Source organism: Bacteroidota bacterium, assembly GCA_039111535.1.
In the GTDB taxonomy this organism is placed as follows: domain Bacteria; phylum Bacteroidota; class Rhodothermia; order Rhodothermales; family JAHQVL01; genus JBCCIM01.
Window position 1 is genome coordinate 1 of the sequence record JBCCIM010000008.1, and the last position, 24,685, is coordinate 24,685.

23 protein-coding genes are annotated in these 24,685 nt (G+C 51.8%); 14 read left to right on the forward strand and 9 right to left on the reverse strand.

What is annotated here, in order from left to right; genetic code table 11:
• Positions 1-730 (reverse strand): hypothetical protein (locus AAF564_02275; GenBank protein ID MEM8484341.1); only part of this gene is annotated, 730 nt, incomplete at its 3' end.
• On the opposite strand from AAF564_02275, the gene AAF564_02280 reads away from it, so the two are divergent.
• From AAF564_02280 to AAF564_02290, 3 genes are all read left to right on the forward strand, one after another.
• Positions 707-1,009: a hypothetical protein gene (locus AAF564_02280; GenBank protein MEM8484342.1), complete on the forward strand. Its 303-nt coding sequence runs from the start codon at positions 707-709 to the stop codon at positions 1,007-1,009. The genes AAF564_02275 and AAF564_02280 overlap by 24 nt on opposite strands.
• 64 nt (positions 1,010-1,073) lie before the next feature.
• Positions 1,074-2,456 (forward strand): sulfatase, encoded by a 1,383-nt coding sequence (locus tag AAF564_02285; GenBank protein MEM8484343.1) that lies wholly within the window; start codon positions 1,074-1,076, stop codon positions 2,454-2,456.
• A 139-nt stretch (positions 2,457-2,595) separates the two neighbouring features.
• The gene (locus tag AAF564_02290; GenBank protein ID MEM8484344.1) at positions 2,596-4,437 is read left to right on the forward strand and encodes a pyrroloquinoline quinone-dependent dehydrogenase; all 1,842 of its coding nucleotides are present in this window, start codon (positions 2,596-2,598) and stop codon (positions 4,435-4,437) included.
• Positions 4,438-4,465: 28 nt separating this feature from the next.
• Here the strand turns inward: AAF564_02290 and AAF564_02295 are convergent, their stop codons facing one another.
• Positions 4,466-5,242, reverse strand: coding sequence for a hypothetical protein (locus AAF564_02295; protein ID MEM8484345.1), 777 nt, complete (start codon positions 5,240-5,242; stop codon positions 4,466-4,468).
• 88 nt (positions 5,243-5,330) lie between these two features.
• Between AAF564_02295 and AAF564_02300 the strand changes: the two genes are divergently transcribed.
• Both AAF564_02300 and AAF564_02305 read left to right on the forward strand, forming a co-directional pair.
• Positions 5,331-6,146, forward strand: a complete 816-nt coding sequence (locus tag AAF564_02300) for an SDR family oxidoreductase (protein MEM8484346.1) — start codon at positions 5,331-5,333, stop codon at positions 6,144-6,146.
• Positions 6,147-6,233: 87 nt separating this feature from the next.
• Positions 6,234-7,031, forward strand: a complete 798-nt coding sequence (locus AAF564_02305) for a hypothetical protein (GenBank protein MEM8484347.1) — start codon at positions 6,234-6,236, stop codon at positions 7,029-7,031.
• A gap of 851 nt (positions 7,032-7,882) precedes the next feature.
• On the opposite strand, the gene AAF564_02310 is transcribed toward AAF564_02305, so the two are convergent.
• Complete coding sequence (locus AAF564_02310; GenBank protein MEM8484348.1) at positions 7,883-9,715, reverse strand: OmpA family protein; 1,833 nt, start codon at positions 9,713-9,715, stop codon at positions 7,883-7,885.
• A 60-nt stretch (positions 9,716-9,775) separates the two neighbouring features.
• On the reverse strand, positions 9,776-10,366 hold the full coding sequence (locus AAF564_02315) for a hypothetical protein (GenBank protein ID MEM8484349.1): 591 nt from the start codon (positions 10,364-10,366) through the stop codon (positions 9,776-9,778).
• A 501-nt stretch (positions 10,367-10,867) separates the two neighbouring features.
• Here AAF564_02315 and AAF564_02320 point away from each other — a divergent pair.
• The 3 genes from AAF564_02320 to AAF564_02330 all read left to right on the forward strand — a co-directional run bounded on the left by AAF564_02320 (position 10,868) and on the right by AAF564_02330 (position 14,185).
• A complete protein-coding gene (locus AAF564_02320) occupies positions 10,868-11,362 on the forward strand; it encodes a Rab family GTPase (GenBank protein MEM8484350.1) in 495 nt (164 codons plus the stop codon).
• Positions 11,363-11,483: 121 nt separating this feature from the next.
• A complete protein-coding gene (locus tag AAF564_02325; GenBank protein MEM8484351.1) occupies positions 11,484-12,620 on the forward strand; it encodes a HAMP domain-containing sensor histidine kinase in 1,137 nt (378 codons plus the stop codon).
• Positions 12,621-12,703: 83 nt separating this feature from the next.
• Positions 12,704-14,185: a sigma-54 dependent transcriptional regulator gene (locus AAF564_02330; GenBank protein ID MEM8484352.1), complete on the forward strand. Its 1,482-nt coding sequence runs from the start codon at positions 12,704-12,706 to the stop codon at positions 14,183-14,185.
• Positions 14,186-14,312: 127 nt separating this feature from the next.
• Here AAF564_02330 and AAF564_02335 read toward each other — a convergent pair whose 3' ends face one another.
• Both AAF564_02335 and AAF564_02340 read right to left on the reverse strand, forming a co-directional pair.
• Entirely contained in the window at positions 14,313-14,549 is a 237-nt protein-coding gene (locus AAF564_02335) for a hypothetical protein (GenBank protein MEM8484353.1), read from the reverse strand.
• Positions 14,550-14,949: 400 nt separating this feature from the next.
• Complete coding sequence (locus AAF564_02340; protein MEM8484354.1) at positions 14,950-15,774, reverse strand: mechanosensitive ion channel domain-containing protein; 825 nt, start codon at positions 15,772-15,774, stop codon at positions 14,950-14,952.
• A 255-nt stretch (positions 15,775-16,029) separates the two neighbouring features.
• Between AAF564_02340 and AAF564_02345 the strand changes: the two genes are divergently transcribed.
• From AAF564_02345 to AAF564_02355, 3 genes are read left to right on the forward strand one after another with little or no spacing between them, the layout of a single operon-like run.
• A complete protein-coding gene (locus AAF564_02345; GenBank protein ID MEM8484355.1) occupies positions 16,030-16,440 on the forward strand; it encodes a response regulator in 411 nt (136 codons plus the stop codon).
• Between the two features lie 57 nt (positions 16,441-16,497).
• Positions 16,498-18,960 (forward strand): heavy metal translocating P-type ATPase, encoded by a 2,463-nt coding sequence (locus AAF564_02350; GenBank protein ID MEM8484356.1) that lies wholly within the window; start codon positions 16,498-16,500, stop codon positions 18,958-18,960.
• An 11-nt stretch (positions 18,961-18,971) separates the two neighbouring features.
• Positions 18,972-19,181, forward strand: coding sequence for a cation transporter (locus AAF564_02355; protein MEM8484357.1), 210 nt, complete (start codon positions 18,972-18,974; stop codon positions 19,179-19,181).
• A 31-nt stretch (positions 19,182-19,212) separates the two neighbouring features.
• Here the strand turns inward: AAF564_02355 and AAF564_02360 are convergent, their stop codons facing one another.
• The 3 genes from AAF564_02360 to AAF564_02370 form a co-directional block, all read right to left on the reverse strand.
• On the reverse strand, positions 19,213-19,914 hold the full coding sequence (locus AAF564_02360; protein MEM8484358.1) for an SDR family oxidoreductase: 702 nt from the start codon (positions 19,912-19,914) through the stop codon (positions 19,213-19,215).
• A gap of 1 nt (position 19,915) precedes the next feature.
• On the reverse strand, positions 19,916-20,539 hold the full coding sequence (folE, locus tag AAF564_02365) for a GTP cyclohydrolase I FolE (protein ID MEM8484359.1): 624 nt from the start codon (positions 20,537-20,539) through the stop codon (positions 19,916-19,918).
• A 208-nt stretch (positions 20,540-20,747) separates the two neighbouring features.
• The gene (locus AAF564_02370) at positions 20,748-21,161 is read right to left on the reverse strand and encodes a 6-carboxytetrahydropterin synthase (GenBank protein MEM8484360.1); all 414 of its coding nucleotides are present in this window, start codon (positions 21,159-21,161) and stop codon (positions 20,748-20,750) included.
• A 205-nt stretch (positions 21,162-21,366) separates the two neighbouring features.
• Here AAF564_02370 and AAF564_02375 point away from each other — a divergent pair, with 205 nt between their 5' ends.
• Genes AAF564_02375 through coaE form a run of 3 tightly spaced genes read left to right on the forward strand, consistent with a single transcriptional unit; the run spans position 21,367 to position 24,456 of the window.
• On the forward strand, positions 21,367-21,711 hold the full coding sequence (locus AAF564_02375) for a histidine triad nucleotide-binding protein (protein MEM8484361.1): 345 nt from the start codon (positions 21,367-21,369) through the stop codon (positions 21,709-21,711).
• A gap of 15 nt (positions 21,712-21,726) precedes the next feature.
• The gene (locus AAF564_02380) at positions 21,727-23,778 is read left to right on the forward strand and encodes a hypothetical protein (protein ID MEM8484362.1); all 2,052 of its coding nucleotides are present in this window, start codon (positions 21,727-21,729) and stop codon (positions 23,776-23,778) included.
• A 48-nt stretch (positions 23,779-23,826) separates the two neighbouring features.
• Positions 23,827-24,456 (forward strand): dephospho-CoA kinase, encoded by a 630-nt coding sequence (coaE, locus tag AAF564_02385; GenBank protein ID MEM8484363.1) that lies wholly within the window; start codon positions 23,827-23,829, stop codon positions 24,454-24,456.
• Positions 24,457-24,685: the final 229 nt, after the last annotated feature.

A 24,685-nucleotide genomic window follows, 5' to 3' on the forward strand; every position in this document is an offset into this window, starting at 1 on the left:
ACGCACTCCGTTCAAGGAGCTCGTTCCGCTGTATCCCGACCAGCGGCTGATCCTCGAGGGGACGCAGGACAACCCGCTCGAGGATCAGCCGCTGGTCGGGATACAGCGGAACGAGCTCCTTGAACGGAGTGCGTTCCATGACCGCCTCGGGGTCGCCGGCGTCGATCGTCGAGATCGACTTGAGCGCGAAGTACTTCTCGCCTTCCTTCGGCGGCCGCAGCTCGCCCTCGACCGTCATGCCCGTGCGCATGGCATAGCGCTGGATCATGGAGGGCGGGACGAAGGGGTCGGTTTCGTGGGGGAGGTAGGAGTTCCTCGCGTAGCGCAGGAACGCGTGGCCGTCGGAGCCCACTTCCAGAAGGCCCGAGCACTTCACCGGCACGTGCTTCTGCAGCCGTTGGAAGGCGATGGCCCAGATCAGGTCCCGGCGCTTTCGCAACTCGGCCCCGTTCTCGACCTTCTCCTTCTTCGCCACCTCGTGCAGGTCCGCGAGCTGGAGCGCGACGAGGTCGTCGTAGCTGGTGGCCTTGGGTTTCGTCTTGCGCGTCGAGGGCGGGAGACTGGCGACGAGCTCCTCGAGCTCCTCGAGGGACAGGTCCGCGGGCAAGGCTTCGTAGTCGATCCGCACCTCGTGCGAGGGCGTGGACATGAGTGCGGTTCCGCCGCCGCCGCCTCCACCGCCGCCGCCCTTGAACTTCTTCTTCCGTTGCCAGTTGCGCTTCTTCGCCATGGTGGGGGGACCCCGGGGTCGGGGAAGGTCCTAGTCGAGATCGAGCTCCCGACGCAGCGCCTGGAGGGCGACGTCGAGCTCTTCGGTGGTGCCGTTGTTGGTGAGAACGTGGTCCGCGCGTCGCCGCTTCTCGCTGAAACATCGCTGCGCCTTGGCAAAGCACTGGGGATGTCCGAAAAGTTCTGGTTTAACTTGCAAGCCGACTATGACTTCAGAATAGCAAAGCGATCTATAACTGGGCTTACACAAATACAACCGCTTGTATCACCAATGCCTTGAATCAAAGCAATCTTTAAGCGAAGTTAGTCAGCAATCCTTTTTGTCACCCACCCGCTGACTTGCCATGCGCCCTACCATCCTATTCTTTTGTGCCGTATTCCTCCTTTCAAGTTGTGAAACGCAAGAATCATCCACAGCAACTGGTCCACCCAACATCGTACTGATTTTTGCAGATGATCTTGGCTACGGCGACCTCAGCATTTACGGCCATCCCACCATCCACACGCCTCGGCTCGATGAAATAGCGCGACAAGGCATCAAGATGACCTCCTTCTACACAGCAGCTCCAGTGTGTACGCCATCACGCGCTGGCCTGCTCACCGGGCGCTACCCCATACGCTTCGGCCTTCCGGGCAATGTGGGCCCTGACTCCCCAAACGGACTCCCGCAGGAAGAACGTACCCTCGCTGAAGCCCTCAAAGAACAAGGCTACCGCACCGGTGCTTTTGGAAAATGGCACCTTGGCGCTGTTGATGGCTACTACCCCACTGACCACGGCTTTGACACATACCTCGGCCTGCTGTATTCCAACGATATGATTCCGCCCTGGGTCAACACCGAGCGGAAAATGTACCTGCACCGCGACAAAACTCCGACAGATGAACACCCGGTCAATCAGCACACCCTGACCAAACGCTACACGGAAGCAGCGATTCAGTTTATCGAGGCATCGGGAGATGATCCCTTCTTTGTGTATGTACCGCATTCGATGCCTCACCTGCCAGTATATGCGTCTGAAGCCTTTCAGGGCACGTCGAAAGGCGGAAGGTATGGCGATGTGATAGAAGAGCTAGACTGGAGCGCCGTCGCCATCCTTGACGCTGTTGTCGATGCCGGCAAAGACAACAACACCCTGTTCATTTTCACCAGCGACAACGGCCCCTGGCGCAACATGCCCCCACGCATGTACACCACTGAACCTGTAGAGAAATGGCACGGCGGCACCACGGCTTCGCTTCGCGGCGCAAAAGCCACAACATTCGACGGCGGATCGCGCGTGCCTGCTATCCTCAGGTGGCCAGGCCAAATTCCTGCCGGCCAGGTAAGCGCTGAAATTGCAACAACAATGGACCTGCACGCAACCATACTCGAACTCGCTGGCACAACCCCTCCGCCCAATCCATTGGATGGAAAAAACATCTGGCCGCTGCTCACCGAAGAAGCACCTTCACCCCATACCTACCACCATTACTTCATGGTAGACAAGCTTGAAGCTGTTCGCGATGCGGAGTGGAAGTTACGCGTGGCAAAGCCGGCTTCCGATTGGGATTCGCCGGAACTGCAAACGGGCAATGAACCCGTTCTGTTAGAGCTTTTCAACATGGAAGACGATCCTTACGAACAGTTCAATATAGCAGCACAGCATCCAGCAGTTGTCGAGCGCCTGCGCAAGCAAATGGTCGATTTTGCCACAGAAACAGGCGCGCAGTTGCTATTTGAACCGTGATTTTGCCTGTATTTTCAGGCATTTTCTCTTACTTTAACATTGGTCTCACCAACCAGGCTAATCGCGTATCATCATATAAAGAAGGGGCAAGTGGAGCAGGCTGATATGCGTATCCCGTTCACCCCCAACCCACTTGACCATGAAACGCACCCTCGGGTTTGCCGCATTGCTGCTGGTATCAGCTTGTACCCCCACGACCTCGCCCCAACAACACGACTGGCCGCATTACAAGGCTGACAAAGCGTCGAGCAGTTACTCCACCCTCGACCAAATCAACAGAGACAATGTTAGCGGCCTCGAAGTAGCCTGGGAATTTCGCACCAATGACGGTGGCAAAGGCCGCATCGAGTGCAGTCCCATTGTCGTCGATGGCATCATATACCTGACTACGTCAGCCTTGCATTTGGTGGCGCTGGATGCCGCTACAGGAGAAGAGCTATGGCGATTTGAACCGTCCAATCACTACGGCGGATTTTTTGCCAACCGCGGCGTCACGTATTGGGAAGATGGAGAGGACAAACGCATCTACTACCCCGCCGGCACCCGCCTGTTTGCTGTTAACGCCACGGATGGCACGGCAATCACTGCTTTCGGTGAGAACGGCAGCATTAGTATGGGCGACAACCTCAGTCGTGATATCGGCGACAAAACAGTGAGTCTGACCACTCCGCCTGTAATTTTTGAAGACCTGCTCATCGCCGGCTCCTCGGTATCCGACAACAACAACACGCTACCCAATCCCCCGGGCGATATCCGGGCGTTCAACCTCCACACGGGTGAACTGGCATGGACCTTCCACGTGATCCCGCATCCAGGAGAATTTGGTTATGACACATGGCCCCCCGACGCATGGAGTACTGTTGGTGCTGCCAACTCCTGGGCCGGCATGGCCCTCGACGAGGAGCGCGGTATCGTGTACGCACCGACAAGTTCACCCGCCCCGGAGCACAGCGGCGGCGTGCGCCCCGGAATGAATCTGTTTGGTAATTCCATCCTCGCGTTGGACGCACGGACCGGCGAGCGGGTCTGGCACTTCCAGGTTGTTCACCATGACATCTGGGACTACGATGTTGCTGCCCCGCCCAATCTTGTTACGTTTGAGCACGATGGCGTCACCTACGACGCAGTGGCGCAAACAACCAAAGTAGGGATGCTGTTTGTATTGGACCGCGATACAGGTGAACCGATATTCGACATTGAAGAACGCCCTGTGCCGCAAACAACGATGCCGGATGAGCAAACCTGGCCCACGCAGCCGTTTACCACAGAAATCCCACCATATACAAAGCACGGTTTTACCGAAGCCGATATCACGGATATAAATCCCGAAGCAACTGCATATGTAAAAGAAACCTACTTTGATAAATTTGGGCCAGCGGTCATCTTCCAGCCCCCAACTACGCAGGGGATGTTCATGATGCCGCAGTTTAATGGGGGGTCTGATTGGGGAGGCGCTGCTTTCGACCCTGAAACGGGCATCCTCTACATCAACTCGAGCGAAGAGCCCGAGGCCATCACCATGCTGCCGGCACCGCCTGATGCCAAACACGACCTGCCATTCGAGGCCAGCGGCCACGATGAAATCTACGACCCAGAAGGCTTCCCGGTATCAAAACCGCCCTGGGGGCTCTTAAACGCTATCGATCTAACGCAGGGTGACTTTGCCTGGCGCGCTACCCTTGGCACGTATCCAGAACTGGAAGCACGCGGCTTTCCACCAACGGGTACGTTCAATTTCGGCGGCCCTATTGTCACGAAAGGGGGCCTCGTATTCATCGGCGCTACCCGCGATGAGCGCTTCCGGGCCTTTGACAAAGCTACTGGAGAAGTACTCTGGGAATTCCAACTGCCTTATGCCGGCTACGCAACCCCAGCAACCTACATGGTTGACGGCAAGCAGTATGTTGTCATTGCCGCAGCCGGCGGTGGTATTCCTGGCACCGAATCAGGCGATGTGTACATGGCTTTTGCGCTGGAATAATGCTATTTACTCAATCCCTCAACTGGCCTTAGCCCCGCGTTTTGCGCCGGCGCTCACGCAACTTGGCCTCCGCTTCCTGTAGCGCATCAGGGAGGTCAAGTTGCGCCTCTGTAGTATTGGGTTCAGCATCTGGGTCTTCCAGCTCCACCATGTCCTCCAACACACTAACCAGCTTTTTTGCAGCGCGTTCTTTTCGTTTAACGATGCCACTAAAAACAGCATAGGCACCGAGCAACCCCAGTGTCAGACAGATGGAAGCCAGCATAAATGCGAGGCCGGGATACCCATTTCCCAGGGCAACAATGGCCGGCATCAAACTGAGCATCGTGGCCGGCAAAAAAGTGGCCAACACCACGCGCGGATAGGTCCAGAACATGCGCACCTTTGTCTGCCCATTTTGAGGCAGCACGGTTACCTGGAGACTGGAACGCTCACTCGTATGCGTCCATTCCAGGGACTTCCCCACCTGCCCAGACCGCCCGACCATCCCAAACGCCTCGCCAATTTGGGCAATCACTTCGGGATACCTCGACTCATCAACCTCGCCAGGAATGACACGTTCGATATGCATCGAGGTAGGGACATTGATCAACCGCTTCCTCTTGCCAGGCTGTTCACCCCGCTCCATCTCTCCTGCCGCGGCAGCAATCATTTTGGGGTCAAACCCGGCTTCTGACGCAATCTCTTGCAACTCTTCCAATGAAAGCCCAAGCGTTTCTTCCGGACTCTCCGTAGCCTGCATTTCGCCGGCACGCTTGAGAATTGCGCTAACTTCCTGATCGCTGTACAGGCGGGATTTCGGCATCAAATAATCTCGACTACTGGCTTTTAAACAACGTGTATTCCTAGTTTACCCGCTGATCCTAACGAATTCAACTGAATCTGTAAATTACATGAAGCAGTTTGAGCATCAAAATATCATAGTAACCGGCAGCACCAGTGGCGTTGGAGAAGCTACGGCCCGTTTATTTGCGGCACGCGGTGCTAGCGGCATCTTGATTACGGGCCGGCACGAAGGCAGAGGCCAAAAGGTAGCCAACGACTTGCAAGCTGCCGGCTGCAACGCTGTTTTTGTTAAAGCAGACCTGGAGCATGTCGCGGACTGCAAGCGCATCGTCTCGGCGGCTGAGGAAGCGTTTGACAAAATACACGTACTGGTCAATGCAGCAGCACTCACCGCTCGCGGCTCCATATTCGACTCTTCTGTTGAGCTATGGGACAAAATGATGGCGATCAATATGCGGGCGCCGTTTCTCCTTATGCAAGGCTGCATCGCAAACATGCGCCAACACAAAATAGAAGGCGCAATTGTAAATGTCTTAAGCGTTGCTGCCCACGGTGGTCAACCCTTTATCGGTACCTATTCCGCTTCGAAAGGTGGCCTCGCGGTGTTCACCAAAAATACGGCGTACGCAACGATGCGATACCGCATCCGGATTAACGGCTTAATGCTGGGGTGGACTGACACACCTTGGGAGCATGATATTCAGATGAAATACCACACCGATGATCTGGATTGGCTCAGCAAAGCGGAGGCAGATTTACCTTTTGGCCGGCTGATCAAACCGGAAGAAGCCGCGCGCACCATTGCCTGGATGGCTTCAAGTGAATCCGGTATGATGACTGGTTCGCTGATCGATTTTGACCAGAGTGTCCTGGGCGCCGGCAACGTTTCACGGCCAGTTGAAGGAGAATTGGGCACCTCTTAACCATTCGAGGTACGTATTCCCCCTTATTACCGTGTATATTTACACAACCCACCTGTATTCTTGACCATCAACAAAACGGAGTAGTTTATGTCCTTTAGTATCAAAAAATGGCCATCTGTCACCAGGGTATTGCTTGCACTGGTGTGCGTGATCCTTGCCGGCTGTTCGGGTGGTGTCCAGCTTACCAGCAACAAGCTGGACCGGGAGGTAGCCATTGATGGCGTTGAGACAGAATGGATGGGGGCCTTGACCGTTGTACCCAAAGAAGACTTCTCCGTAGGCCTGCTCAATGATGATGAGCACCTCTACATCTCATTCATTACCGGCTCACCTAAAGTCCAGCAGCAAATTGTCATGCAAGGGCTCATGATATGGTTTGATCGCGAAGGCGGTAAAGGCAAAAGCGTCGGTATCAAATTTCCGATTGGCCTTTTCTCTTCTGACATCAACCTGAATACAGCAGCGCTCGAACAAAGTCCGGAGTTGATCGAAAGCTATTTCAATGAGTCGCTCAGCCACTTTGAGTTGTTTGACTCAGCAAAAGAACCAGGCGCAAAATATACGCGGCAGGAGTTATCGGGCCTTGAAATGAATGCCAATCTCGAAAATGGCTCTTTTGTGTATGAGTTAAAAATCCCCCTTACGGGCGACCACGCCTATACAGTTAGCCCTTACACGGGCAATCAGTTGGGAATTATCATCGAAGCACCGAAGCTGGATGAAGAGGAGATCGTAGAACAAATTGAAGCAGCTGATCGCGGTTCGGCAACCAGAGGCGGTGGACTTGTTGGCAATACAGGCTATTATGGCAACGCACTATTAGGCGCGAGCATGGGAGGTGCCACCAACTTCAAATATAAAACAACCATGTTGCTGGCAGACTAATTTTTTACGCTTTGCAAGACGCCTCCGCACTGCATCTTTAAAACAGAAGAAGCCGTACAGCAAACACTGTACGGCTTTCTTTCTAGCTCTGACCAGGTCATGGACCTGACATATCGCCAAATGGGTACGTGCGCCCGACCCACTGAAACACACGCACCCAATTTGGCAAAAGGCCCGAGGGGAAGATGTCCGCGCCCGACCCACTCAAACGCTTTCATCCAGCCTCGGATGTAAAAGGTCCGAGGGTTTAAATGTCTGCGCCCGACCCACTCTAACGCACACATTGACCTCGGATGGAAAAGGTCCGAGGGGAAGATGATTGCGCCCGACCCACGTAAACGCGCACACCGACCTCGGATGGAAAGAGGTCCGAGGGGAGATGATTGCGTCCGACCCACGTAAACGCGCGCACCATCCTCGGATGTTAGTAAGGAAAACAACCAGGGAGCTTGTCTGACCCTAAAGACGTGCGCCACATGTTGTTTGAGATTTCCGTATCCCAATTCCTAGAATTTCAATTCGATCAAAGAGCAGCTGAATCCAGTTCTTTTCATCAGCATCTGTCCACAATAGAATCGAACTTTGTGCCATTTGCAGGATCAGGGCGTGCCAGAATTTTCAAATGGTATATCTCGCACACAAAAAAACGCCCTTTTTGGCATCAAAAAAGGCGTTTTTAGAAAAAAAGGAATTTATCTTTACCGGCGAGTCAAGCAAATTTACACAGGCAAATTGACTGTATTATTTTGCAACATTCCAATTTCACCGACAATCCACTGTATAAAAAAAGGACAAAACAGTGTTTGATTTTACGCTTCCACAAGGCGCTAAACACAGCATTTATGCCGTGATTATTGCAGCACTACATCAAAGGTAACGCTACGATTCAGTGCGCGCTGGGCTTCTGAAGTCTCTGTGCCCGGTATAAGTTGATCGCCCTCACCAACGGCAGAAAACAAGCCGGCCGGCATGCCTCGGGCAACAAGGGCATCCCGTACGATACGAGCACGTGCGGCACTCAAGAGGGCATTGGTGTTTGGATTTCCTTCAGCACTGGTATACCCTCTCAACAATACAGCAAGCTGCTGATTACGCGCAGCGCTAATCGTCTGAAGTGTTTCCAGCGCATCATAGACGCTATCGATCTGCTGTAATTCTGCGCTGTTTAACACGGCAGACCCTTGGCCAAACTGTACAGTTGCTGCTTCTATGGCTTCAATTGCTGCCTGGAGATCTGCATCAAGTGTGGACACCACGCGGCTGTCGTCATATCCCGAGAATCCAAGGATAAAGGGAGATTTTTCTCTTGCGTTTTCAATCCATGAATTGGTGGCCGTCCCTGCGACATATAATGTATCTTTCTCCAACATGAACGCAATAGACTCGGGCGCCCTCAGTTGGTTTGTAGCGCGCTTTATAATAATCAATGAATCAAGTGCCAGATAAGACTCCCACATACCGACAACCCTGTCCTGGGGAAAAGCAGATGGCAACAAAGAATCTGGATGCACCGCCATCGGGTCTTTGAGTCCTTCAACAATAAATTGCCCTTTTTCCCACGACGTCTGGGTGACAACAAGTCCCGGTTCATTGCGCAATGTTTCGAGGTACTCGTTCCAAAGCAGGTAATTGCGAAACCCCCATATCAACCACACTGAAAGCAGCAACAGCAGCACGCCGGCGACGAACCAGAGTCGGTATGGGTTGCGGTCTTTGCGTTTATACTTTTCCAGCAAGCCGGCACGCATCAGGGGCAGCACGGGGGTCAATTGCTCTGTATCTCCCTCAAAATCATCGAGCAAGTGTCCATATTGCAAATGGATTGCTTCAATGATTTCTTTGAGCGTCAGATTCAAATCACCCGCAGGAATGCCACGTACTACAGCTGCAAGCACAGCGTCCGGCCCCGGCTCCATCAATACTGTCAGTTCGCCAATCTTAATCGTTTCGAGAACATCCTCCCGTTCAGCACCCAGTGAATCCCGCACAAAATCCTGGATCGCACTCAACATACTCGAAACCAGGTCACTGTCTTTTACATCAACAGTTTCAGCAAAAAGGTGTTGTATCAGGATGCCACTTCGCTTGTCAATAAGGAAAAGCTGCTCAACTCGGTAATTTAGCGTATGCGCTAGCATTACCTCAGAGAACGATCGCCCCGACCGTGCAGCTTCCATGCGCCACTTGAAGCTCTGAAACGACAGGCTATGCTCCATGGTGCGGTTCATGGAATCGATAACAGAGCGGAGTGCTTCCGCAATACTGCGTCGAATTGCAGGGCCAATTACGGGGAAAATAGCATCAGCAAACGGCTTTGGGTCGCGCCGTATGGAGATGCGAAGGGTCTCCTCTATTGTAGGACCAAGTGCATTGGCCAATTGGGCGTTATCCTTGTTATGATAGGCAATAGCTCCAGGGAGCACCCGGCCCATTGCATCCACCTGTCCTTCTTCTTCAAACTGGGCAACAGAACTGAGGCGCTGCTGCAGGCCTTCAATTTGTTTGCCTTCACTCCCGATCAGCAGTCGACGTAGCTCATCCATGTCGCGGTCACGGCTCTGTGTCCGATCTGGCTCACTTGCACGCTGCCCATTGGGCTGTGCTCCATTAGCCGGCGCTTCATGGTCAGAAGCAGCGGAAGTATCATCCGCATTGGTGGGGTTATTTGAAGAATCTTCAGTCATGCTACCTCCTATTATAGCGCAACAAACGCTAAGGAGCTATGATAACGGCACACTAGCGCCTTATTCTGCTGCGCCGTTGGGCGCAATTTCATTTGCGAGACTGGTCAGCATGTCAGCAAACTTGCCGCGATACAGCGCACTTTGCTCCAGCTTCAATAGTGCCTGACGTAATTCCTCAGATAGGTCCTGCATATTTTCCTGCAGGTTTTGCTCAATTTCAGCGCGTTCTTCTTTCATTGCATTTTTGAACGCGGTATCCACGCTATCGAGGCGAGATTCCTGTACGGCCTTAAAGGCATCCATCGTTTCGCTCACTTTACCCAGCTCCTTTTTAAGAGCGTCTCGCTGGTTTTCGCGGTTATTGGTCTCTTTGCCCAATAATTCGAGCATTTCATCAAACTGCGCTTTAAACCGTTCTTCCATTGCCTCCAGTTGCCCGCCCACATCTGTACGGAGGGTATCGAGTGTTTTGGCCACTCTGCCTTCGAGCGCATGCATACGCTCCTCATATACTTTTATCTGTTCGCCAAAAAGTATACTGCGGACTTTTTCGAGTTCACCCATGTGCGTGTTGGTCGTTTCTCCGGGGTCTTCTTGAATGACAGTTGACAGCTCAGATTCGTCTGTCGGCTTACCGTTATTTGTAGCCATAAAGAGAGATGAATAAAAAGAGGACGCAATTGATCAAATATATTGATCTTTTTGCTTTCTCAATGAGAAAAAAGCGTAGCAATGGCTGAAAATAACGCGTTTTTCGATTTAAATTGCAGAATTACCCATTTTCAGCTGCGGCATAAGGCACCTTTGCGTCAAATAAAGGTTCCAATACACTTAGCTTATGCTTATATAACAAAACCTGGCATTAGCTTTCGTCGATTGCGCGGGTACACGTGTACGTGCAACCATGAGGCGCAAACAGGCCTTATTTCATGTATCGCCTGACGAAGCGGGTTTATTTAAGTGACATCGTCACGTTTATCATGAATTTCTAACCCCTGTTGCAAAAAGTTTTTTATTCCGACAATTTGTTTTATTTTGCTACAGCATTTTGCGACACGGCCCACCTCCCTGTTGGATAATTAAAAAATGCACGCAGTCAGGAAAACAATAGCATATCCTGTTCAAGCTTCAGGTCCCCTACAGTATTAAACCATGAAGAAGAAAATTTGTATGCTGGGCACGTTTGCAGTGGGCAAAACAAGTCTGGTACGTCGTTATGTACAGGGGATATTCTCTGACAAATACCTGACAACTATGGGTGCCAAGGTCGACAAAAAAATTGTCGATTTTGAGGGTAAAAGCATCAATTTGATGCTCTGGGACCTGAATGGCGAGGACCGATTCCAGGGATTATCGATGAACTACGTCCGGGGAACTGCCGGCTACCTGCTCGTCATCGACAGCACGCGCCGCTCTTCTTTCGAAGCAGCGCATTTACTGCAGCAAAAAGTTGAGCAAGAGTTGGGTCCCCTGCCTTTCATCGTTGTTTTCAACAAGACGGATTTGAAGACCCCATGGGAGAATCAGGACCGTGAAATACGCCAGCTTGAAGAAAGTGGCTGGACAATCATGTACACCAGTGCCAAAACGGGCACGGGAGTTGAAGAGGTCTTCGAAACCCTCACACAAATGATTATGAACGCGTAGTTTTTTGGTTTCTCCTTGCAAACACACTTAGCAGGTATTTCGGTCGCCCAGGTATTAGCGACCAAACGCCCTTTCAATATGCAGGACTGAAACCATTGAATTGAAACCTGCGGTAAATACCATGTCAGCCATCCTTGCCAGGTTATTCTCCGATCTTGATATAGCTGTACTGGAGCGAGCCAAGGATGGTACGTTCAGCATGCTAAGCGGCACGCCGCCGTGGCTCAAAAACCTCTGGCCGGCCACCGAATCCAGCTCTGAAGGACTCAACCCTGGCGATGTTTTTTATTTCCTGGAAGACTTCCTCGACCGTAACGAAGATTTTTGGCGTGCACCTACCAATGACCGCCGTGCGTCGGGTGTTTGGACGGAAAACACGCCCGACGGAAAAGAACAACTGCTCGAAGCAACGGCCATCTATATTGAAGATACCCCGCTGTTGCTCATCAGAATACCCCATCACCAGCAAGTCTGGCCCATTTTCCAGCAAGCACGCGAGCAACGCCTCGAATATGAGCAGTTGATTGACGAAATCAACAAGCGCGAAGTGCTACTGCACTGTATTGTACACGACTTGTCGAATCCGCTTGCAAGCATTAAAGGCAGCCTGAACCTGCTGCAGTCGGAGGATATGGTGGAGTCAGACGGGGACGAACTCTTGAGCATTGGCCTGCGCCAGGCGGCAAAAATGCAAAACCTGATCCGCAGCATTCTAACAACTTTTGCAAACGAAGTGCGTCCGCTTGTCCCGACACTTATTGGTACAGACATCGCACCTGACCTGCGTTCTTGTGCACAAGAAGTCGTAAAATCGCTCCAGGCTACGGCCAGTCTCAAAGGCATTCAGGTACAACTTACCGACACCACAGCCACCTCACCATTCAAAGTAGTGGGTGAGGCAGAGCGACTCGAACGTGTGCTATACAATTTGCTTGCAAACGCTATCCGTCATTCAGCCAACGGTCAAACCGTATCTGTTGACGTTTTTGATGACGGCGAATTTATCCACGCTAATGTAACGGACCAGGGCGCCGGCGTCCCCGAAGATCTGATTGAAGGGTTATTCGACAGGTTCTCTCAGGGAAAAGACAAAACAGGGCAAGTTGGACTGGGCCTCTATTTCTGCAAAATTACCATTGAAGGCTGGGGCGGGACGATCGGATATGCACATGGCGAATCTGGCGGTGCCCGGTTCTGGTTTCGGCTTCCGAAGCCTGTCGAGCACGAAGACACAACGCCTGAAATCCAACATACCTGATGCCTGTTAGCGGCTGCTTAGTTGCACCATTTGAACACCAGGTTGACCCCAAATTTTTTACTGTATCTACTTAAGAGCCACACATGTCATTTCGCATTTTCATCGTTGACGACGACCCTGAATACAGCGCCCTGCTGCAGTTTCAACTGCGGAAAATTGAGCAGGTCGAAATCAAAACCTTTAGCCAGGGTGAAGAGGTCGTTGACTGCCTGGACCAACAGCCGCATCTCGTGCTGCTTGACCTGGTTATGCCGGGGCAAGGTGGCCTCGAAACCCTGCGCCAAATCAAATTGGCTGCACCAAAGTTGCCCGTCATTGTGGTTTCGTCCCAATCAGTAGTTAGCGTTGCACTTGAGGCGCTTAAACTTGGCGCCTACGATTACATTACCAAAGGCCACGACGACACAGTCAAAATTAACCGGCTTGCGGCTCAAATCGCTGAACGGACCAAACTCACCCAGGAAGTTAGCATGTTACGCGAACAGCTTCGCGTGCCACAAGGCATTCCTGGCATGATTGGAGAAAGCGTCAGCATGGGCAAAGTATTCAGGCTCATTAACAAGACGCTTGTTGGTGACCTCTCTGTGGCTATTGTTGGGGAAAGCGGAACGGGTAAAGAACTGGTTGCCCATACCATCCACTATAATTCTTCCAGGAAACGCCAGGCTTTTGTTGTTGTCAACTGCGCGGCAATCCCGCGGGAGTTGATGGAGAGTGAATTCTTCGGCCACGAAAAAGGCTCATTCACCGGCGCCTATACGCGTAAAACGGGTAAATTTGAGCAGGCCAACCAGGGTACCATCTTTCTCGACGAAATTGGAGAATTGAATCTTGACCTGCAGGCAAAACTGCTGCGCGTGCTGCAAAACCAGGAAGTTCAACGTGTAGGCAGCAATGAAACCATACGGGTAGATGTGCGCGTCGTTTGTGCTACCAACCGTGACATCGTATCGATGATTCACGAAGGCAAATTCAGGGAAGACTTGTATTACCGACTCTTTCAGTTCCCGATCAACCTGCCCCCGCTACGCGAACGCGACCAGGACAACCTCTTGCTGGCCAGCTTTTTCAGAAATGACTTCCTGAAACGCCACAAAGACGTGCAGCCCCGCGAGTTTTCTGCTGCCAGCCGGCGCAAAATCCTTGAATACGCGTGGCCAGGGAATGTAAGACAGCTTAAAAATGCTGTAGAACGCGCCCTGCTCATTTCCGACACGGATGAAATAATCCCTGATGACCTGATGCTGGACGCCATACTGCTTACCAAGCGTCCAACTGCAGCATCTCCCCACCCCGCTGTAGCAGCTTCAGATGTACAGATGGCAGGCGGTGGGCATGCAAACGGTAGCGGTGTTGCTGGTAACCCTATTGGCACAATCCAGACGGTAACCGACCCCAAAGACATCATGCCGCTTGAAGACCTGAAACGCATGGCTGTTTTACAAGCGTACAAGCTTTGCAAAGGCAACGTAGACCAGACTTCGCTCCGGCTTGGTGTAACCCGGTCTACTATCTACCGATTGTTAGAGAAATACAAACAGGAAGGCGTAGAGCTCGAAACCTGATTTCCTGCCCTGACTTTGACGACAAAAGGGGATGTACACTGCTGTACATCCCCTTTTTAATTTTGGTACACTGCCCGATTCACGCGGTCAGCATAAATTTCGATCTAACTGTGCTAAGGGCACCACGCTATGATTCTGCCGGCTGCTCAGCCTCAGTAAAAACACCAGTGCTTTGCTTCTGCGGCCCAATGAACTGATAGGTAGCGTGCTCTGGCCCGCCCTCAGGCACGTGGTAAGTTGTATACTCACCATCTTCAAACATAGATAAAGGCAACATAGCACCACGCAATAACCACCCGACAATAAAGCCGAGAAAAGCGGTTACCAGCAAAAAGAAAAGGAGTTGTCCGGTCAAATATATCATAATAATCCTCTCATTGTAGCTGAATCGGAAAAGCGCCATGTAGCACATTTACAATCCTTGTCCAGGGGATTGGCAACCGCAACAGCCGGCATTTACATCACATACAGCCGGCAAGTTGTCAGCAGAGAATAATTGATGTCTACGTCTCTTAAAAAGACTGTGGGAAGCCTGTAAAAACCCATTATGCAGATATCATACCACATTGTTTTCTAGCGACTTACATAAACGCATAAGCATATATCTTTCCTATTTTGACCACGGCACTGTCAATAATTGAACACAAATTCGCGACATCGCAGGGCAACTGTATAAATAAAAAACCGGATGCCGGCACGCTAAGCCCGACACCCGGTTTCACAGCCTGGCTGTTTACCAGCGCAATATCAAAATAGTATCCACCTTAGTTTGAACGCAGGATCGCACCATCGATGTGAACATCCGTCTGCGGGAATGGGATGCCGATATTGGCAGCGTCCAAACCATTCTTAACCGCTTTCGTCAGCTCATCTTTAACGGCCAGGTAATCAGCCGAATTGCACCATACGCGTGCTTCCCAATCGATAGAAGATCCACCGAGACTTACGAGGTACGCCTGCACCCCAAGATCAGAGATCCGGCCTTGAACACCAGAACAGGCAGCTTCGATCACGCGGCGCGTTTCGTCGAGATCAGCGCTATAATCTGTACCCACCGCTACATCAACACGGCGGGTGTCGTGGAATGTCATATTCTCAATGGTGGCGCCAAAAACAGAGCCATTTGGCACAATGATGCGCCGGTTGTCTGGGGTATTCAGGTTTGTGGTGAAGAGTTCAATTTCGTCTACCACACCCGTTACGCCGCCAACAGATACCAGATCTCCCACCTTGAACGGCCGGAAAACGAGCAGCATGATGCCGGCAGAGAAGTTCGACAACGTACCCTGGAATGCCATACCAATGGCAAAGCCGGCAGCAGCCAAAATTGCAGCAAAACTGGCAGTTTCAATGCCAACCCGCGCCAATACGGCAATGATACCAACAACCAGCACAGCATAACGCGCCATGTTGGAGAAAAATTTTGTCAGCGTAATGTCGACATTCGCGCGCTCCAATCCTTTTCGCACAAGCCTTCTTGCCCATCCAGCTGCGATAAAGACGACAAACAGCAACAACAAGGCAGTCACTGCGGGGATCAAATATTCCTGCACGAGGACGGTGATATTCTCAGGTGTAAGCCAGTCCATTCTAAAGTATGATTTAGGTGATTAATAATGCCAAAGGCGGGTACAAGAGATGTGTCCAAATTGTGTACCACAGGGCGTTTAAACACGCAAAACGACCTTGCTAGCCAAAATAGGTACTACGAGTGTCTGATTTTGCGACAATTCAAAAAATATTTTCAGACAGCCACCCTGATTTAAGAAATATGGAATTTGGTCGATGCATTCAGCATCACCACCCTCCCTACCCGTTGTTTCCATCTTTCTGCTGCTTCGCTCATGAATATTCTGATCGTCGTTGAGACCTATTTTGTAGCCCGAATTCTGCGTGAGCGTCTGGAAGAGCTAGGATATTCGGAAATTATGCTCGCCACGAGCGCTCCGGAAGCTGTCCAACATCTCCGCGTAACAAGCATCGACCTTATCATCGTTGATGCAGAATGGCTCAAGCCGGGGATCGACATTCATGCCTTTCTTACCAGCATTCGTAAGTCGGATGAAGTAAAGAGTATTCCGATTCTGATGTGCTCTTCCAAAAACAAAACGGAAGATGTTAAAATGGCCCTGAACGCCGGCGCCAGCAGCTACCTGCTCAAGCCCTACAACGAAGAGGCCCTGAAAGAACATCTGGATGGTATCTTCGGTGTCGAAGAACTGGAAATCCCTGAAGAAACCGAAGCAGCGGCCTGACGAACCTCCCGATAAATCCAGCGTAAGGTAGCTACACCACCGACTTTACGCTGAACCATGCGTACCCAAAACGAAGCGTTAGCGCCCGACGCTGCCGGCCATACAGAGATCGTCCTGCCCGTAGCAGGCATGGAGTGTGCCGCCTGTGCTGTTCGAATAGAAAAGCAGCTTTCGAAGCGCCCCGATGTATTCTTCGCTCAGGTAAACCTCGCCAACAACCAGGCGCGCGTTGCCTATAACAGCCTGCACGCCAGCCTCCAGGATCTCGTCGATACCGTGGAAAAAACGGGTTTTTCTATCCCGCATACGGTTACCCGGATCTCCCTCACTGACGGCGAGCACACACAACAAAAACTTCAGACAATCCTGGAAGGTGTACCGGGCTTACTGGGCATATCACTACCCGAAGCTGCAGGCGCTCAACATCCAACCAGCGTTGATATTGCCCACATCGCCGATCTGTATCCTGCAGAAGAGCTTCGGCGGCGTCTGGCCAGCCACGGCCTCACCGACCTGGCAGACACTACGCCAGCATCCCCTGCACCAGACACGGGCACCACGCATTACACCAGGCTCCGCAATCGGTTTGCTAGTGCTGCGCTGCTCAGCCTGCCGGTTGTGATTATTTCGATGTCGCATGAGGCCATAACCTTTACAGGGGTAAATTTCTGGCTGTTTGCGCTGACCACACCCGTTGTACTCTGGGCCGGCGGGCCATTTTTTGCTACCGCGCTCCGCCTCCTGCGCTACCGAACGGCAGATATGAACTCGCTGATTGCGCTCGGTGTTGGCGCTGCATACATCTACAGCACAGCAACTACGTTTTGGCCAGCCAGGTTTATGGCTGAAACCGGCCGCCATCCCGATGTTTACTTTGAAGCCGCAGCGGTTATCATCACGTTGGTCTTGCTCGGCCGGCTGCTCGAGGCCCGGGCAAAACAAAAAACTAACGCCTCCCTCGCCCAACTACTTGCCCTGCAACCGTCCACAGCGGTTGTCATCGAAGACGGCATTGAACTTACGTTGCCGTTGACACAAGTCACCGTAGGCATGCAGGTGCTCGTGCGACCAGGAGAACGTATCCCGCTTGATGGTAAAATTGTTGATGGTGCATCTGCGGTCGATGAAAGCATGATTACTGGCGAGCCGTTGCCAGTTGACAAGCTGATGGGTGATACTGTTGTCGGCGGCACGCTTAATCGTACTGGGGCGTTTGTCTTCGAAGTACAACGGGTTGGACAGGAGACTACGCTGCAACAAATTGTTCGCCTGGTAAAAGATGCTCAGGGCCACAAAGCACCTATCCAGAAACTGGCAGATATCGTTGCCGGCGTTTTTGTACCAGCCGTACTGGTTATCGCGATACTCACTTTTGCGACGTGGTACCTGTTTACCCAATCACTGGCCCTGTCTCTTGTAGCTTTTGTCTCCGTACTGATCATCGCCTGCCCCTGCGCGCTCGGCCTTGCAACACCAACGGCTGTAATGGTGGCTACAGGCAAAGCAGCTGAGTACGGGATCCTGATCAAAGGCGGCGACACCCTTGAGAAGCTGCCAAAAATTTCCAAAATAGTACTGGATAAAACAGGCACCTTAACGGCCGGCAATCCGCGTTTAGTGGCCTTCGAGGCGGTAGGTACCCACCTCACACCCGCACGCATCTTACAACTTGCCGGCTCGGCAGAACAGCGATCAGAACACCCGCTTGCGCAGGCTGTACTGGCTTATGTGGAAGCACAGGGGGTAGAATTACTGCCTGTCACCACCTTCAACAGTGTAACTGGCTCAGGCATAGAGGCAACGGTTGACCATACAACCATCCATATTGGAAATGCCGATTACATCAGCAGCAGACATATTGCTTCAGATGGCTGGCAGCAGGCTTATGCTGAGGCACAGACCGCGGGTCACACAGCCATTCTTGTTGCCATTGATGGCGTTGTTGCAGGCGTTATGTCGATCAGTGACGCACTTCGCCCCTCAACTGAAGCAGGGATTGCAGCTATTCGATCGCAGGGTATTGCAGTGGCCATGCTAACAGGAGACCAGGAGGTCACGGCCCACGCCATTGCTGCAGAAGCAGGTATTGAAGAAGTCTACGCCGGCGTCAAGCCATCAGAAAAAGCAGCCCATGTTTTATCGATGCAACAGGCAGGTGATGTTGTAGCCATGGTCGGCGATGGAATCAACGATGCGCCGGCACTTGCAACAGCCGACCTTGGCATTGCCATTGGTGCCGGTACTGATGTAGCTATCGAAACCAGCGACATTACGCTTATGCGGGACGATATCAAAACCGTCTCACAGGCCATTTCGATTGCACGACAGGCCATGCGAACCATCAAACAAAACCTGTTCTTTGCCTTTATCTATAATGTGATTGGCATCCCCATCGCAGCCGGCGTCTTGTTTCCGATATGGGGCATCACCCTCAACCCGATGATTGCCTCAGCTGCGATGGCGTTTTCGAGTGTTTCCGTTATCACCAACAGCTTGCGACTGCGTCGCTGGCAACCTTAACGCTAAAGATTATGAGCACACAAAAAGAAACCATACACATTGATGGCATGAGCTGTGGACATTGCGTGTCTACGGTCAAAAACGCTTTAGAAGCTACTGCCGGCGTTGATGTGGAGCACGTAGAAATTGGCAAAGCGCAGGTACAGTTCGACACCACGCAGGTTTCTGCGGCGCAGCTTGCCTCAGTTGTGGAAGACCTCGGCTTTGAAGTAAAAGCCTGAGTACCAACGCAAGGTACTCAGTTGTAAAAGATCAAATATCGCCTTGCTGTGGGCGCAGGACGATCTCTTCTACAACGGTACGGTCTGACATATGATAGATGTCGAGCACTGCCTTGGCAATGTCTGTTGCCGGCATGAACCGTTCTTCTGGTAATTCAACACCATCCCAACTCGGCGTTAGTGTCGCACCGGGCAACAGGGTCGTTACCCGAATCCCTGTATTACGCGTTTCTTCGCGCACACTGCGTGCAAGGCCAAGTAGTCCGTGTTTGGCTGCGCAATACGCAGCACCGCCCGGGTAGGCTTTCAAGGCAGCAACGGAGGCCATATAGAAAATAGCGCCACTGTTGCGATCCAGCATCGGTTTGAGGAATTGCTGCGTCACACTGAAGGCGCTGACAAGATTCACATCTACTTGCTGCCGAAACGAAGCCAGCGTGGTTTCAAGCAGCGAACCCGGCTGAAAAACGCCGGCATTGTTGACCAGCACATCGGGCGCTCCCCACTTTTCCATGACAGCTAGAGCCATAGCGGCCACAGCAGCTTCATCGGTCACATCACACGGAAAAGCGGCAGCATCCGCACCCCGTGCGCTACAGGCCTTTACCACCTGCACCAGCTTTTCCTCATTGCGGGCAACCAGCGCAATGCGAGCATCTGCCTCCTGTGCAAATGCCTCGGCAATGGCACGGCCTATTCCCTGGCTTGCGCCGGTTACAACAAATACTGGCATATTACCTGGCTCCTATCAGTCGCATAAATTCAAAACGGGTGGCATCTTTGTGGAATTCACCACTTACACAACTGGTCGTTGTCAGGGAATTCTGTTTCTCCGCACCACGCATCATCATGCACAAGTGTTGTGCTTCAATGACCACGGCAACACCAAGCGGCTTGAGCACGCGGTCAATGGCTTCACGTATCTGGAGCGTTAACCGTTCCTGTACCTGTAGCCGGCGCGCAAAAACATCCACAACACGTGGAATTTTGCTTAATCCAACAATTTTGCCATTCGGAATATAGGCCACATGCGCCTTCCCAAAAAAGGGCAGCATATGATGTTCGCACAGCGAATAAACTTCGATGTCTTTAACAACAATCATTTCGCTGTAGCTTTCCTCAAACAGGGCTTTGCGTAGCACTTCGTCCGGATCCATCTGGTATCCATGCGTCAGGAACTGGTAAGCTTTTGCGACCCGTTCCGGTGTTTTGAGCAGCCCCTCCCTTGCTACATCTTCCCCCAGGTCCGTAATGATCTCTTTTACCTGGCCGGCAAGACGATCCGTCACCTCTTCATTGTAATGGTCTTCACGTCTGTAAAGCACTTCGCGTTTGTTATTTGCTTTTTTCGCTGCCATCTATTTCAGTATTGTTTGATGCAAACCAGAGATTTGAAGACACGATCGATGTGTTTACGTATCGCTGTGCTTCTGTTTTGCGCTATTCCGGTCCTGGTAAAGACGCTAAGAAAGCGCATCAATCGGCATTCAATTTGATCCTAAATTCGCATGTTTGTCTAATCAGTATTCACCAGATGAGTAATAAGGCATGTGATAGACGCTGATCTTATTCGCCGCGGTATTCAGCCATATTGCGCTCGGTTTCAAACAACCGGATGCAATGTAGCTTGCCAGCAGGCAGAGCTTCTTCAAGTTGCTGCCAGATCGCCACTACAAAATTCTCCGTAGAAGGCATGATCCCATGCATGAAGTCAACATCTATGTTCAGGTTTGCGTGGTCCACTTTATCAACAACACGTTCTGCCATTACCTTTTTGAGCAAACCAAGGTCAATTACATATCCGGTTTCGGGGTCCGGCTCGCCGGCTACCGTTACTTCGAGGAGATAATTGTGACCATGCCAATTGGGGTTATTACACTTCCCAAACATATCCCGATTCCACGCATCCGATTTGTTCGGATTGTGCAGACGGTGTGCTGCATTAAAGTGCGCTTTACGCGTTACATAAACGAGTGGCATATCCTTCGCTGAAGCAAGAATTAGATGTTATCAGAACGCCTCTGTACCTACGCTACACTAGTGGGTTTCAAACTGGGCCACATCTATTACACATCAAGCGATAAACTACACACAGGGCACGTCTTGCCGGATCCCGCGTACAATCCTCTTTTGTTACCGTACCGCATGCCATCGGGGTACGCTCACATTACACCTCAAGCGCTACATGGCAGAAAAAACGCTTTTCGAAAAAATTGCAGACCGGGAAATCCCCGCAGATCTCGTCTATGAAGATGACCTGTGTATCGCATTTCGCGATATTCATCCGCAGGCACCCACACACATTCTAATTGTACCCAGAAAACCTATCCCAACGCTCGACGCTCTTGAACCGGCAGATGAACAACTGGTGGGACACCTTTTTCTGGTTGCAAAAAAGATTGCGAAGCAGGAAGGCCTGACCAATGGGTATCGGACCGTTTTTAACTGCGGTGAGGAAGCAGGACAAACCGTTTTCCATATCCACCTGCACTTGCTTGGCGGCCGGCCGCTGGCGTGGCCTCCGGGTTAATTTTTGCTCCGCTGCATGTCCTTCTTTGTAAACCCCTCACAATCAATAACACGACAACTGACCTGGTTGCTCTGTACGTGTGCGGTTTACTTACTGTTTACAGCGCCTGCAATTGCCCAAAACCAGCAACAACTCGCTACGGGATTTGAGCGCGATGTAAACCGCTATCGGTGGACAGCCGACTTGCAACTCAGGCAGCAAATCAAAAACTGGCAGTTTGACGCCACAAACAGGTTCTCGTCCGACGCCTTTATCCTGTTCAATAACCTGCTAAGTTTTAGAGATGAAAACCAGCTGTCGTGGATGCTCGACAGGCAGGAAGACAAACTATCTGCGATTCCGCGCTTTAAAGGCCGGCTGGCATGGTACAGCCAGAGCCGGGTCCTTTCGCAAGAGATCTATGCATTTACCACGTTAAAGCTACTCGATGTCTTGGCTTTTGAACCCGCTGTAGGCTTTGCTATGGATCAGCGTCCCGGCGCAAATCGGGAAGATGGGCGCGCCCCGTTGCAATCTGACGCTGGCCCTGCCTTTGGTGGCCAACTTCGCTTCTTGCCAGACAAAAACAGTGCATCCAACATCGCCATTGAAGCCGGCGGCAACCTCCAACTTATTAACCCGAGGCGTGGGCGTTCCATGCGCATGAAAGGGCAGGCAGAACGACTCTTTGCAGAAACCAGACTTGGCTCTACCTTCTCCTACTCGAACGCGCGCCGCGATGCCTACCAGGCCATCTCATTCCTGAACCGCGACACCGATACCAACCTGCTTTCCCAAACCATTGAAGCAACCACAAGCGATACCCTTTTTGTTGGATTGGAGCTGGAATCACCCCTTACCAAATCCCTCAAACTTACAAGCAACATAGATTTCACGGCCAACAACCGTAAAATCCGAACCTTTCAAGCGCCAGACCAATCCATCTTTTTTGATACCGACTTTAACCGAAGAACAGTTGATGCAGAAGTTGGGCTACTCTACGAAACGCGCCGGCTTGTCTCTCATCTGACCATGCTCGGCGGCGCTGAATTTGAGCAGCGGCAACTTGCCAACCGGGATGAGCTCCCCCCCGTCCAGGCAACGCAAAAAGGCGATCTCCTTGAGCAAGCTGACTACGACCGCAGCTTTTTCACCCTCCGCCTCCGCAACCAGATTGCCCTTACACCAAAGCTGGACCTCCGCACCGAAAGCACTGCCAATATCCTCCGCCACGACACCCCACTCTCAAACCAGGACGACCGGGACGAGGCCTTCTTCAACGGGTTGTTGGGCATGCAGTACAGGATCAGCCCCTACCTCCAGGCTAATATGAACGTGTTTGGCTCTTACTACCACACGGTATACCTGAAAGCCCGCCGCTCTGCTGAAAACAATGTGCAACGCACCCTTCGCCTCCGCCCTACCATAATCTGGACGCCAGCGCAGGCCACCTATTTCCGCGTCACTTCAGAAGTGAGGGCAACGTACACCGTAGACGACTTTGTATTGGAGGGCCGGCGCCCAACCGACCAGTCGGCCCGTGAACTGCGATATGAATCTGAATACAAACAGGATCTGGGAGAAGGTTTTCACTTACACGTAACCGGTGGATTTAGCGATCTTCGGCTTGGGCGTTTTTTGCAGGATTCTTTTGCAGAAATACCTTTTGACACCTTGCAGACTTACAGTGGGTGGGTACGCATTCGCTCAGAAGGCCGGCTTAACAGCGAGTTGGGTGTCCGGGTATTTACAAGAACTGATTTTGAACGCGCCAATACGGTGCGCTACCGCCGTATCGACGAAAATGGAAATTTTGTGGTTGACGAAACCGGCGCCGTTTTGCGCAGCACCGTTACCCGACAGGGCCGGCGATGGATTGAGCAGATAGGGCCTACGTTTGCCCTCGTGTTGCCCATGCGGCGCGCATCAGCAATCAGGCTCGATGGTTGGCTCAATTTTCAACGCATCAGACAAACGCTCTATGGTGATTTGCCCGAGGAACTCGCAGATCACATCCAGCGTGAAGCCCAACGGGGTACCCTGAAAACAATCCCGAATGTGGCACTGTCTGTTATATGGAATTTATAACCGTGTTTGCGCCGGACACCGTGCTAAAGCTGGGCTAGAGACTACATTATGACTCCTTCATCTGAAGAAATTTTTTTACTGGGTGTTACCGGCGGCATTGGCAGCGGTAAATCGATGGTTTGTCGTTTTTTCGCGGAGCGCGGTGCCCATGTTGTGTACGCTGATGCAGCTGCAAAAGCACTCATGGTGTCCAATGAAGCCGTACGTGCAGACATCATCGAAGCCTTTGGAAAAGCCAGTTACCATGCAGATGGTAGCCTCAACCGTGCGCACCTGGCCAGCCAGGTTTTTGGAGATGATGCAGCTGTCGCTCGCATCAACAGCATCGTACATCCACGGATGGCCGATGTGCTGATAGAAGCGAGGGATGTGGCGATGGCGGCCGGCAAAAAACTGCTCGTCTACGAGGCGGCGCTGATATACGAATCGGGTAGTGCGGACCGACTGGATGCGGTTGCAGTCGTACACACCCCACTGGTACTCAGGCTACAGCGCGTGATGGCCCGCGACGAAGCAACTGAAGCCCAGGTCAAAAAGCGCATGGATCACCAGCTACCCCCCGAAACCTTGCTTGAAAAAGCAGATTATGTTTTGCACAACGACGGATCTATAGCGCACCTGGAGGCCCAGGTTGACGCGTTATACCACACCATTCTCCAGCTACAAAATACGAACTGATGCGCGACAAATTGATTTCTTCTTGCGAGATCTGTGAAGACACCCCAAAAACAGAACACATCGGGCCTTGGTTGATTTAAGTAAATCAGCGCTTATTCTTTGCACCCCAGTATATAAAAAACAGTATATTTAGCCCATTCAAGCAACAGTACGGGCTACCTGAAGCATATCTGCGGTCATCAACGAGCACCCTGTTCCATTCCATTTTTGTTCTAACAAGCAGAAATTC

What these genes read in the sequence shown, in the direction of transcription:
- AAF564_02285 (MEM8484343.1), top strand. Translation starts at nt 1,074, where the DNA reads ATGCGCCCTACCATCCTATTCTTTTGTGCCGTATTCCTCCTTTCAAGT.
- AAF564_02290 (MEM8484344.1), top strand. Translation starts at nt 2,596, where the DNA reads ATGAAACGCACCCTCGGGTTTGCCGCATTGCTGCTGGTATCAGCTTGT.
- AAF564_02295 (MEM8484345.1), bottom strand. Translation starts at nt 5,242, where the DNA reads ATGCCGAAATCCCGCCTGTACAGCGATCAGGAAGTTAGCGCAATTCTC.
- AAF564_02300 (MEM8484346.1), top strand. Translation starts at nt 5,331, where the DNA reads ATGAAGCAGTTTGAGCATCAAAATATCATAGTAACCGGCAGCACCAGT.
- AAF564_02305 (MEM8484347.1), top strand. Translation starts at nt 6,234, where the DNA reads ATGTCCTTTAGTATCAAAAAATGGCCATCTGTCACCAGGGTATTGCTT.
- AAF564_02310 (MEM8484348.1), bottom strand. Translation starts at nt 9,715, where the DNA reads ATGACTGAAGATTCTTCAAATAACCCCACCAATGCGGATGATACTTCC.
- AAF564_02315 (MEM8484349.1), bottom strand. Translation starts at nt 10,366, where the DNA reads ATGGCTACAAATAACGGTAAGCCGACAGACGAATCTGAGCTGTCAACT.
- AAF564_02320 (MEM8484350.1), top strand. Translation starts at nt 10,868, where the DNA reads ATGAAGAAGAAAATTTGTATGCTGGGCACGTTTGCAGTGGGCAAAACA.
- AAF564_02325 (MEM8484351.1), top strand. Translation starts at nt 11,484, where the DNA reads ATGTCAGCCATCCTTGCCAGGTTATTCTCCGATCTTGATATAGCTGTA.
- AAF564_02330 (MEM8484352.1), top strand. Translation starts at nt 12,704, where the DNA reads ATGTCATTTCGCATTTTCATCGTTGACGACGACCCTGAATACAGCGCC.
- AAF564_02335 (MEM8484353.1), bottom strand. Translation starts at nt 14,549, where the DNA reads ATGATATATTTGACCGGACAACTCCTTTTCTTTTTGCTGGTAACCGCT.
- AAF564_02340 (MEM8484354.1), bottom strand. Translation starts at nt 15,774, where the DNA reads ATGGACTGGCTTACACCTGAGAATATCACCGTCCTCGTGCAGGAATAT.
- AAF564_02345 (MEM8484355.1), top strand. Translation starts at nt 16,030, where the DNA reads ATGAATATTCTGATCGTCGTTGAGACCTATTTTGTAGCCCGAATTCTG.
- AAF564_02350 (MEM8484356.1), top strand. Translation starts at nt 16,498, where the DNA reads ATGCGTACCCAAAACGAAGCGTTAGCGCCCGACGCTGCCGGCCATACA.
- AAF564_02355 (MEM8484357.1), top strand. Translation starts at nt 18,972, where the DNA reads ATGAGCACACAAAAAGAAACCATACACATTGATGGCATGAGCTGTGGA.
- AAF564_02360 (MEM8484358.1), bottom strand. Translation starts at nt 19,914, where the DNA reads ATGCCAGTATTTGTTGTAACCGGCGCAAGCCAGGGAATAGGCCGTGCC.
- folE (MEM8484359.1), bottom strand. Translation starts at nt 20,539, where the DNA reads ATGGCAGCGAAAAAAGCAAATAACAAACGCGAAGTGCTTTACAGACGT.
- AAF564_02370 (MEM8484360.1), bottom strand. Translation starts at nt 21,161, where the DNA reads ATGCCACTCGTTTATGTAACGCGTAAAGCGCACTTTAATGCAGCACAC.
- AAF564_02375 (MEM8484361.1), top strand. Translation starts at nt 21,367, where the DNA reads ATGGCAGAAAAAACGCTTTTCGAAAAAATTGCAGACCGGGAAATCCCC.
- AAF564_02380 (MEM8484362.1), top strand. Translation starts at nt 21,727, where the DNA reads ATGTCCTTCTTTGTAAACCCCTCACAATCAATAACACGACAACTGACC.
- coaE (MEM8484363.1), top strand. Translation starts at nt 23,827, where the DNA reads ATGACTCCTTCATCTGAAGAAATTTTTTTACTGGGTGTTACCGGCGGC.